The organism is Methanospirillum sp. (assembly GCF_035406105.1).
GTDB lineage: Archaea > Halobacteriota > Methanomicrobia > Methanomicrobiales > Methanospirillaceae > Methanospirillum.
Map to the genome: position 1 here is coordinate 1 of NZ_DAONKG010000122.1, position 7,513 is coordinate 7,513.

The 7,513-nt window shown below is 47.6% G+C and carries 10 protein-coding genes; 5 read left to right on the forward strand and 5 right to left on the reverse strand.

From position 1 onward, the window contains the following. Both PLA23_RS08305 and PLA23_RS08310 read left to right on the forward strand, forming a co-directional pair. On the forward strand, positions 1–212 hold a 212-nt coding region (locus PLA23_RS08305; protein WP_324474837.1), incomplete at its 5' end, for a DUF2115 family protein. Positions 213–214: 2 nt separating this feature from the next. Beyond that, positions 215–1,042 (forward strand): esterase/lipase family protein, encoded by an 828-nt coding sequence (locus PLA23_RS08310; RefSeq protein WP_324474839.1) that lies wholly within the window; start codon positions 215–217, stop codon positions 1,040–1,042. A 58-nt stretch (positions 1,043–1,100) separates the two neighbouring features. Here the strand turns inward: PLA23_RS08310 and PLA23_RS08315 are convergent, their stop codons facing one another. Further along, the gene (locus PLA23_RS08315) at positions 1,101–1,652 is read right to left on the reverse strand and encodes an RNA recognition motif domain-containing protein (RefSeq protein ID WP_324329727.1); all 552 of its coding nucleotides are present in this window, start codon (positions 1,650–1,652) and stop codon (positions 1,101–1,103) included. 231 nt (positions 1,653–1,883) lie between these two features. Beyond that, positions 1,884–2,465 (reverse strand): endonuclease dU, encoded by a 582-nt coding sequence (locus PLA23_RS08320; protein ID WP_324329725.1) that lies wholly within the window; start codon positions 2,463–2,465, stop codon positions 1,884–1,886. Positions 2,466–2,572: 107 nt separating this feature from the next. Here PLA23_RS08320 and PLA23_RS08325 point away from each other — a divergent pair, with 107 nt between their 5' ends. Next, positions 2,573–3,625 (forward strand): tetratricopeptide repeat protein, encoded by a 1,053-nt coding sequence (locus PLA23_RS08325; RefSeq protein ID WP_324474840.1) that lies wholly within the window; start codon positions 2,573–2,575, stop codon positions 3,623–3,625. A gap of 46 nt (positions 3,626–3,671) precedes the next feature. Here PLA23_RS08325 and PLA23_RS08330 read toward each other — a convergent pair whose 3' ends face one another. The 3 genes from PLA23_RS08330 to PLA23_RS08340 form a co-directional block, all read right to left on the reverse strand. Next, a complete protein-coding gene (locus PLA23_RS08330) occupies positions 3,672–3,929 on the reverse strand; it encodes a hypothetical protein (protein WP_324329721.1) in 258 nt (85 codons plus the stop codon). Between the two features lie 88 nt (positions 3,930–4,017). After that, positions 4,018–4,734 carry a DNA alkylation repair protein gene (locus PLA23_RS08335; RefSeq protein ID WP_324329719.1) on the reverse strand — a complete coding sequence of 239 codons (717 nt, stop codon included), beginning with the start codon at positions 4,732–4,734 and terminating at the stop codon, positions 4,018–4,020. Continuing rightward, entirely contained in the window at positions 4,667–5,302 is a 636-nt protein-coding gene (locus PLA23_RS08340; RefSeq protein ID WP_324474841.1) for a hypothetical protein, read from the reverse strand. Before PLA23_RS08340 ends, PLA23_RS08335 begins: the two co-directional genes overlap by 68 nt. Positions 5,303–5,454: 152 nt before the next feature. On the opposite strand from PLA23_RS08340, the gene PLA23_RS08345 reads away from it, so the two are divergent. Further along, entirely contained in the window at positions 5,455–6,621 is a 1,167-nt protein-coding gene (locus PLA23_RS08345; protein ID WP_324474842.1) for a TIGR04083 family peptide-modifying radical SAM enzyme, read from the forward strand. A gap of 285 nt (positions 6,622–6,906) precedes the next feature. Beyond that, positions 6,907–7,410, forward strand: coding sequence for an HdeD family acid-resistance protein (locus tag PLA23_RS08350; protein ID WP_324474843.1), 504 nt, complete (start codon positions 6,907–6,909; stop codon positions 7,408–7,410). The last annotated feature ends 103 nt before the right edge of the window (positions 7,411–7,513 follow it).

The window sequence follows — 7,513 nt, forward strand, 5'->3', positions numbered from 1 at the left end:
TCTGGAGTCCGAAACACCGGCTTTTTTACTATCTCATAGCAGCATACACCATGTTTGTCGAAGACCTCCCCGGCCATCCGGTCGGGATGCCCTTTCCCGGAGGGCAGGTTGTGGAAAAACGGGGCACCGAGTATTACTGTCCTATTCGGGATAAGGAACAGGATGTATTCTTCTCCATCTGCAACTTCTGTCCAGCCAGGCAGACGCAATGACTATGGAATCGGTCCCCCTGGTTCTGATTCATGGATGGAAGAGTCATCCGGATATCTGGCGAAGGCTTCGTGAGAAGGTTCCGTTACCAACAGAACTGGTCTGGTTATTTGATTATTCGAATCTGCACACATCGACAATCTCTCATATAGCCCACCAGCTGAAGTCTTTTCTTCATGAAAAACGAAAGGCAGCGGGATATACCGGGCCAATTGACATCGTCTGTCATTCAATGGGGGGCTATGTAACGAGGTACTATCTGGAGGTACTTGACGGGAAGAAGCGGGAGGAGAAGGTCCGTCAGCTGATCGAGATCGGCGTTCCGAACCAGGGTTCATCAATGGCAGAGATTTTTAATGATCCCGTTCATGGACCCAGGGTTATTCAGGTTTTATCCGGTGAATTCGTCCCTCGGAGGTATGAACCTGAACATGATGTGAATGTTCAGGGACTGCGGATCAGGAGCCGGGAGACGAGCGAGTTACGCAAAGCCGGAATCAGGCCTGATATCAGGTACCGGAACATCCTTGCTGCGAACCGGACCGGAGATCCCGCTTTTTTTCCAAGTTTTGAGGGGAGAACCTGGGTGCTTGGGCATGATGAGATCTGGCGGACCACATGGCTTGGTGACGGGGTCATTCCCCATTATGACTCATACCTTCCGGGAACGGAGTTTGATATCATTCCATCAGAGCCGGGGAGTATGCTGGCCGAACCCTATCAGTACTGCCACATATATCTCCCAAAAAACCCGGAGGTCATCAGGCTCATCATCAGGTATATCACACACCCACATGCTCCCTCTTCAGACATGTTTCCGATCAACCGGTAGGGGCTCCTGGTTGCCATGACATGCCCCTTCGGATGGCACAGGATTCTTCTGGAAAAAGTTATCTGCTGCCACCCGGCCAGAACCGGGTTTTTTGTTTCTTTAAAGCAGGTTTCCCGCCTGCTGGTACGGCAGCTTTTGGTTTCTTCGTTTCAATGGGTTTTTTCTCATCGCGATAGGGCCGGGGAGCACGCTGTAATACCCGTTCAGGGTACTCTTCCCACTTTGTCCGCCCGCTTCCCCCTCCTGCCTTACCAGATGACGACCTGTTTCGCACCTCCCCCCATCCTTTCTTCCCCGATTTTCTGGATTGGCCGAACGATGATGGTTTTTTACCCTGATATTTCCCGCCTGGTCGGTGGGGAGAACCGGCACGTGCTTTTGGCGGTCTTACATCATCAATAAGAAGGTTTCTTCCCTGAAACTCGGTCTCGTTGAGGGCGTTTCGTGCTGCCCGTGCATCCTCATAGCTCTCCATCTCTACAAATCCGTATCCTTTCCCCTCAATGACACGAACACCGACAACCTCACCATATCGTGAGAACAATCCCCAGAGTTGTTTCTCGTCTACAGAATATGTCAGATTTCCAACAAACAATCGTTTTGGATTCATATTACTATCACCTGTCACCATTCCTTTCCGATTTCTGTCCTCTTGCAGGACACCCGGGAACAGGGACATGGATCCCAGCTGAGTAATTACAGGTATAACCTTAAGTAACTCTTCACTCATCTGTCAGAGTGGGAATGAGCGAAAACATACCACGAGTTCATGATTCATGGTCGTGCATCACACGGCTGACTGACCATATCAAGTATCTCATCGGACGGGGAGGGACTATTTTCATGACATGGTGATTTTCTCATTCCAGGAATGCTGCAGAACGGTTCGTGCACACAGTCGTGCAACCCGGAGCGGTTCAGGAATCTTTCCATGGAGCGTAAAAATCCGGATCAGCTGTCTGACTTCCTGTTCTGAACATCCATACCCGCGTGCATACACCGACAGGCCTGTTTTTACATGAATACGCATCCGCTCACCGAGACGCTCGTACGCCCTGACCCGGTCCTCATCTCCCGGGAAATGATGCCTGATATGATCAGCAAGACCTTCTGAATCCTTATAGGAGACGCAAATAACCGGAATATTGGCCTTCTTCGTGATTGCATCCGGATTAATCACATTATACCAGGCAATAACACACCCATTCAGCATGATTGCGTTTATGTCTTCACGATCCAGGGATGCAATCATCCTGAGAATCTCACCGGTTGCATCCATCCCCCCAACCTGTACCTTTCCAAAGCAGAACCCGTCAATATGCAGGTCCCGTCGCATGACCACACCGCAGAGGATCGACCACGTGCGGTCTGCAAATGACTCGGATATTCCAAGCACCCGGATTCCCTGCTTTTGGAGATGCATACCAATAGATCATCTGTTCAGGTACTAGAACTCTTGGAGCCTGACCGGGAGTTCATTATGGCTGAAGACCAATCCTATGTGATCCGACCGTCAGGGCAGGCATAAGTATGACATCACCAGAGCGTTGTGCAGGAACCCTGCAACATATCAGAGCACATCTCCCCACAGAACAGGATGCGGTTTTGGAGTATCTCGTCGATATGGAGCATCATTTTTCAGGTCATCCGTGCCAGCAGGAGGTATCAGAGGGTATCGCGTTCCTTGCCAGAGAACATCTCACTCCGCAGGAGTTCTGGAATCTGGTATCTCAGGCGATGCATCCTGAGAGTCTTGTACAAACCGTCCTTGCTACTGTCCGGATATCCCTGGATGAGAGGGATCTTCATGCCGCAGAAAAAGACTTGGCCTGTATCCTTCCGTATGCAGAACGGACAGATCACACGAAGAGAAATTATCTCTCATTTCGCGATTTTATTGAGTACGCATACTACCAGACCGTTCTGGCCCAGGATACGAGTCCTGACAAGGCCCCTGATATTCATCCGTACCAAAATACAGACATTCTGGTTCAGTATGGCAGGCTCATTGCATTGCAGGGAGAAAAAGAAAAAGCCCATGCACTCTTCACCTCACTTGTCCAAATCAGCCCGGTTAACGATGCCATTCTGTTTGAACTTGCGGATATTGCTCGCGAGGAAGGAAACCTTGAGGAATTTCGCGATCGTACCATTCAGTGTCTGCAATATGCATGGAAGCCTGACGACCTTGCGCATGCCTACCGGAACATGGGGTATTATTTGACCGAAACCGGCGATTATACCGGTGCAGTAACCTGCTATCTGATGGCTACAACCTGGGAAGAATCACCGGACACTGCCCGTGAACTGGCATATATTCAGGAAAAAACAGGAACAGAACCGGATATACCCTTCATCATCTCCCACGGCCATGAAATTCTGAATGAACGGAATATTCCCTTTGGGCCAAACCGGCAGATGATCGATCTCATGATCCGGTATGCAGACGAATGCAAACAGGAGGGGGATTTCTTTGAAGCCAGAAAGTATCTCAGCCGTGCAAAGGCACTTGAACTCAGCGATACCCTTGAACGGGAGATAGAAATAATTGAGCGGTTTATTGAGGATAATACCATCTTTTAATGGTCAGGCCCTGCCCGCTCTCCAGTTGCCGGGGGGAAATACGATCTCAAAAATAGATTGCAACCGGAACGGTAAAAATCCACTCTGACCCTATCATGTTCCAGTAATACGCAAAAGAGAGAGCAATTGCCTGCCTGAGCATATATTCAAAAAATGCCCAGAATGCTCCGGCACAGCAGAGCAGAAGGAATAACTGGTGAACAGTACTTTTGGGATTTCGTGCAAAGACAAAAATTCCGAGGCTGAAGGTTATGGCCGCAGAGATAAGGCACAATACGGAGATGAACGGAAGTGAATATGTCACCCAAATGCCCTCCTTTCCGTTTGGCCTGCCTCACTCATCCATTATGAATTATTCCCATATATCTATATGATGCTCCCGGTTTTGTCTCTTATTTCCAGTCCTTTTTCATTGCTTCTGCCCGTCTCTCCTTTGGCATGAGTTCAATGGCATAGCGTAGTGATGTTCGTGGCATCTCCTTTTTATGTGCCTGAACATACTCAAAAATACTATCCTCATGCTGTCTGCTTGCTTCTTTTAAGAGCCACCCATATCCTTTCCTGACCATATCATCCTCATCGGTCAGAAGAGCATCGGCAATTTCGAGGACATCATCCAGATATCTTCCACGCTTTGCTGGTATAATGAGTGATACAGCAGCTGCCCGTCTCATCCACCGGTTTTCTGACCTGGTCCAGTTTTTTAGTTCGCCGATGAATGCAGGGTATTTCTCGATAAAATCACCCACCGAATGGTTACAAAAACTATCGCAGGTAGCCCAGTTGGTGATGTAATTCTCAATCCAGTATCTGAAGGTGTTTATGTCTTCCGGCTTGAACCGGTCTTTGAGGTTCGGGACCCAGGAGGATACAATAAAAGTTTCCTCCAGATGTCCTGACTCGTAGAGTTCTTCACAAAGAGAGAATATTTCTTGTTTACTTCTGGTTCTGACTTCTTTCCAGTATTTTTTCGCTATTTTTGATACCTCAGCCGTCTTACATCCGTATGCGTTCACCTTTTCCTTGAAAAACCGCTGATAACTATTCTGTGTCTTTTCGTCTATCACCTCTTTGAGTTCTTCCTGAATTGCGCTGATAATCGGATCCATGTACAAACGTATGCGGGTTTTTCATAAATGGATTCTGAAAATGAGTTCGCCCATTCGGTGCAAGAATGAGCTGTTTATATCGAGAAAATCCAGAAAAAGTTAGGATTTTGCTGGCTTTAATGCAAAGTCCGGATTGCGTAGTCACGAGCTCCCTGTGCAAATGACTGGACGGGAGGCTTTTCCACCGGATTAATATAACAATAACCGCATCTGATTTTATATATTCCTCAGCAAGAGGCGAACCACCAAATCCAAGGACACCAAGAGCAAGCGGATGATCTTCGGGGAACGCTCCTTTCGACTTCGGGGTAGTTGCAACCGGTATATTGTACATCTCAGCACGTTCGATGATATCATCACATGCACCAGACTCTATTGCCCCGGTGCCGATTAGAATTACCAGGCATTGTGCCTCACAAAGTTCCTTTGTCGCTTCAATTACTCGTTTTCTGTCAAAGTATTCAGCTGAGGGAGGGATGAACGGGCCGGTAGGAAGCGTGACATCCACTGTTTCCATGAGGATGTCTTTTGGAAGAATCAAATGAAACGGTCCTTTTCTCCCGGTCATTGCGTTGATAAATGCCTGTTCGAGATCAAAATCCGGTTAAATTCGAAAATTTTATAGAATATCGAAAGGTTATTTTTTCTCTGTTTTCGCACCCGGATGCTTACTTAATTGAGATCTCCGGTTCAACATGGTAATCAGTTTCTGGTGAATCGATGAAAACCCCGTTTCATATTATGTTCATCCCGACCCTTGGCTGCCCGTCAAACTGTAAATACTGCTGGAGTTCTGAAGAAGGATCTCCAGTCATGAATATTCAGGTGATAAAGGACACCGTCTCATGGCTTTCAGATTTCCGCGATGATCCGGTCACGATAACCTTCCACGGTGGTGAACCCCTCCTTGCCGGACCTGCCTTTTACCGTGAGGCACTTCCCCTCCTTGCAGAAGGTCTTGCAAAAAATAAGCCCTCATTCGCGATTCAGACAAACCTTTGGAAAATGACTCCCGAACTTGCAGATATCTTTGCAGCATATCATATTCCCATCGGATCCAGTATTGATGGGCCGGAGGAGATCACTGACTATCAACGGGGCGACGGGTACTTCAAAAAAACAATGGAAGGGTACCGGATTGCACGTGAGCATGGATTGCAGGTCCGGTTTATCTGCACGTTTACCGGATATTCAGAAAAAAAGCGGGAATCTATTGTACAGTTCTTCATCGACCAGGGATTTACCATGAAGCTGCATCCGGCCCTCCCCTCACTTCGAAGTTCAAGCCCGAACGAGTGGGCACTGGCACCGGAGAAATTTGGCGATCTCTTGGTCTACCTTCTGGATCAGTCACTTGATCATTACCATGAGATTGATATTATGAATATCAATGACCTGGTCAGGTGCGTCTTTACAAGAAGGGGCAATGTCTGCACATTTGCCGACTGCATGGGAAATACCTACGCCATTGGTCCGGATGGGAATATCTATCCCTGTTACCGGTTTGTAGGCATGGATGAGTATGTTATGGGGAATGTCCGTGACCGGCCGACCAGGCAGGATCTTGACAATTCAAAAGCAGGACGGCTCATGAATGATTTCAAAGCCTACGTTGATACCCATTGTTCATCCTGTTCCCATATCAGGTACTGCCGGGGAGGATGCCCGTACAATGCGATTGCCCCGTCGGGAGGAGAGATTACCGGTGTTGATCCCCACTGCACCGCGTACAAACGAATATTTGATGAGATAACCGACCGGATCAACACCGAGATGTATGAAGCACCACCCATGTTCGGAGGATTCGCACCAGGACAGAACGGAACAGGGATGGGAAAGCCAAAACCCGGAATCATGGCGCTCATGCATAAAATTGCCCTGCAGTAAAGTTTTTTGATACTCCTTTTTTACCATCTCGGATAGAACGGAATCTGCAATAAAATTAATGAATGAAGTCGATCAGCCCTTAAAAGAGATGCTGAAAGGAGAGGGTAAGTGGTTTATCGAGGTATAGATTTCCGAATGTATTTTTTTTCACACGTAAGAAAATTCACTCCTCTCCAAACACGAAAAACCTGTCAATAGAGATGGCATGCATGAGGGGAGATCAATTCGGATTTATGGGTGATGGTACAACCATCCTGTATGAACATGATATGGGTGAGCTCGGGCATGTCCAGACAGGCGGGAATGGTTGCAATACTCATCGGTCTTCTCATGCTTGTCTTTTCTCCCTTTATCCCCGGTATAATCGGGGTGTTTCTTGCCGCAGTTATCTTTCTGATATCCCTGATGCTTGTAGGTATCGGCTCTTCGGTGAGAGGTTCAGGGTTCTCTGTTCCTTTTATTCTACTGGGCCTCATCGGTGTATGTGTCAGTCTGTATGCTCTCTTCAACCCTGATATGACGGTCTCACTGATGGGAATATTACTGGGGGTCGTGATCCTCATGATGGGTATCATGCAACTCGGGTTTTCATCAGGGTTTGTTCAGGACCGGATATCATGGCTCTTTCTGATTATCGGGGGAATGCTGAGCACTCTTGTCGGGTTTTATCTTATCCTGTATCCTCAGGACGGAATGCAGCTTCTTATCGTGTTTATCGGGTGTTACCTGATTGCGTATGGAGTAATTGGGGTTATCAGGGGCGGGTCGTCGCAAAGATATATCTATTGATCCTTATTCTCTTGTATGAGAACTATTATCATTGATAGACCAGATCATTTCTTATATCTGCTTACGGGTTTGATATACTCATGACAGCATGAGCGAAATCACT

Excerpts from the sequence above, each read along its gene's own strand:
- PLA23_RS08310 (WP_324474839.1), top strand. The coding sequence starts at position 215 with ATGGAATCGGTCCCCCTGGTTCTGATTCATGGATGGAAGAGTCATCCG.
- PLA23_RS08315 (WP_324329727.1), bottom strand. The coding sequence starts at position 1,652 with ATGAATCCAAAACGATTGTTTGTTGGAAATCTGACATATTCTGTAGAC.
- PLA23_RS08320 (WP_324329725.1), bottom strand. The coding sequence starts at position 2,465 with ATGCATCTCCAAAAGCAGGGAATCCGGGTGCTTGGAATATCCGAGTCA.
- PLA23_RS08325 (WP_324474840.1), top strand. The coding sequence starts at position 2,573 with ATGACATCACCAGAGCGTTGTGCAGGAACCCTGCAACATATCAGAGCA.
- PLA23_RS08335 (WP_324329719.1), bottom strand. The coding sequence starts at position 4,734 with ATGGATCCGATTATCAGCGCAATTCAGGAAGAACTCAAAGAGGTGATA.
- PLA23_RS08340 (WP_324474841.1), bottom strand. The coding sequence starts at position 5,302 with ATGACCGGGAGAAAAGGACCGTTTCATTTGATTCTTCCAAAAGACATC.
- PLA23_RS08345 (WP_324474842.1), top strand. The coding sequence starts at position 5,455 with ATGAAAACCCCGTTTCATATTATGTTCATCCCGACCCTTGGCTGCCCG.
- PLA23_RS08350 (WP_324474843.1), top strand. The coding sequence starts at position 6,907 with ATGTCCAGACAGGCGGGAATGGTTGCAATACTCATCGGTCTTCTCATG.